The sequence below is a fragment of the Kitasatospora sp. NPDC059722 genome, assembly GCF_042733235.1.
In the GTDB taxonomy this organism is placed as follows: Bacteria; Actinomycetota; Actinomycetes; order Streptomycetales; family Streptomycetaceae; genus Kitasatospora.
In genome coordinates, this window is the sequence record NZ_JBHWGD010000050.1 from 22,134 (window position 1) to 23,915 (window position 1,782).

Here is a 1,782-nt window from a genome sequence, read left to right on the forward strand (position 1 = left end):
CTGCTGGCTTGCCCTGTCCCCCCCAGCCTCCCCCACGCCCCCGCGGCGGCCTCGCGGCGGGGGTTTTGGGGGGGGCGCCCCCCGCCCCGCCGGGGCCCACCGCTGTGCGTCAACTGCGCTGGCCAAGTCAGGCGTTGACGATCGCTGCCGTACGGGACATCCGCGCTAGCATCCACGAGCTACTGGCGAACGGACCCAAGGGAACGGCATGGCAGTGATCGCAGTGACCGGGCACATGGACCTGACCGCGGGCAGCATCCAGCCGGTTCGCGATGCGCTCCTGGACCTGCTCTCCGAGTATCCGAGCGATCAGCTGACCGGACTGTCCTGCATCGCCAAGGGCGCCGATGCCTTGTTCGCCGACGTCGTCTTGTCGCTCGGTGGCCTGCTGATCGCTGTGATCCCGTCCGCCGATTACCGCAAGGCCAAGGTCAAGCCCGACTACGCAGCCGAGTTCGACCGCCTGTACGAGGCGGCAACCGACGTGGTCGTCATGCCGTTCGCAACAGCCGACCGCGAGGCGTACGAGGCCGCAAGCAACGAGTTGCTTCGCCGCGCTGACCGGCTGGTAGCGGTATGGGACGGTCAACCGGGCAACGGACGGGGTGGGACGGCCGACACAGTGGCAGGCGCACAGGCCGCAGCGATCCCGGTGGACGTCGTATGGCCCGAGGGAGCCTCCAGGAAGGGCTGAGGCACCGAACGCTGCCCTCCAGATCACAACCTGCACAGCCCCCTGGCGTTCCAGCGAGCCCGCCGAAGTCGCCTAGCCACGAACCACCGGACGGGTACCCCTGGGCGCCCCGGCCACCCGGCCGGGGCGCCCAGGCAAAAGACCAACCTCTCGGGTGGTCGCGCACCTCCGAGAGTTCCGCCAGTTGCTCAGGCCACACCACCGCACCCCAGCTGCGGCGGAACTGGCAGGCCGCATCGCCGAGCCGGCCGGCTGATCAGAGGCCGGCCTCATCCAGCAGCAGGTACAACACGCCCACCAGCGTGCCACTGCTGACGATCTCGCGCCGGTCGATCATCCCTCGCAGCTCAGAAAGGGGAATCCACTCGATCCGGTCGGACTCGTTGTGTTCGGTCGGCGGACCCACGTGCTCGACGGCGTCAGCCCGGAAGACGAAGTGCTCGGAGTCGGTGATCCCATTCGCCGGCTGAGCGTAGATCAACGGCTTGACTTCGCCAACCCTCCAGCCTGTCTCCTCCAGTGCTTCGCGAGCAGCCGCCTCCGCAGGGGTTTCGTCCGGTTCGATCAGCCCCATCGGGAGTTCCCAGGCCCAGGTGTCGGTGATGAAGCGATGCCGCCACATCATGAGGACCTGCTTCTCACCGTTCACGATGGCGGCCACGGCAAGGTGCCGCAGCTTGACCACATGATGCTCCCACCGGTGTCCGTCAGGCTGCTCGACGTCGGCCAGCCACAGGTTCACCCATGGGTTCTCGTAGATCGGACGTTCCCCATGGATCTTCCACTGCATCGCGGCGGCCCCTCTCGATGGCCTTCAGCATGTCAGACGCAAACCGGCCGCAGACCTGCCCCGACAGATTTATGTCAAGGTGACGAAATCCTCCAACCCACCGCCGGTCAGGCACCCAGGAGAGCAACGAAGGCCTCCCACGTGCGGGCCTGCCGCGTGGCGCGGCAGGCCCGTCTCGTCACACTCTCTCGGCTGCCGTCCCGGACGGAGACCACCGTGGCCGGGCCCGCGACGCCCGGCGCGGGCCCCGGGACAGTAAAAAAAAAGAAACAGGCCCCACACAAACAAGGGTAGTAAA

The 1,782-nt window shown here is 67.4% G+C and carries 2 protein-coding genes; one reads left to right on the forward strand and one right to left on the reverse strand.

All coding sequences use genetic code 11. The annotated features are described in order from the left end of the window. The first annotated feature begins 208 nt into the window (after positions 1 to 208). Entirely contained in the window at positions 209 to 694 is a 486-nt protein-coding gene (locus ACFV4F_RS27915) for a hypothetical protein (RefSeq protein WP_380506451.1), read from the forward strand. A gap of 256 nt (positions 695 to 950) precedes the next feature. Here ACFV4F_RS27915 and ACFV4F_RS27920 read toward each other — a convergent pair whose 3' ends face one another. Next, entirely contained in the window at positions 951 to 1,484 is a 534-nt protein-coding gene (locus ACFV4F_RS27920; RefSeq protein ID WP_380506453.1) for an NUDIX domain-containing protein, read from the reverse strand. Between the last annotated feature and the right edge of the window lie 298 nt (positions 1,485 to 1,782).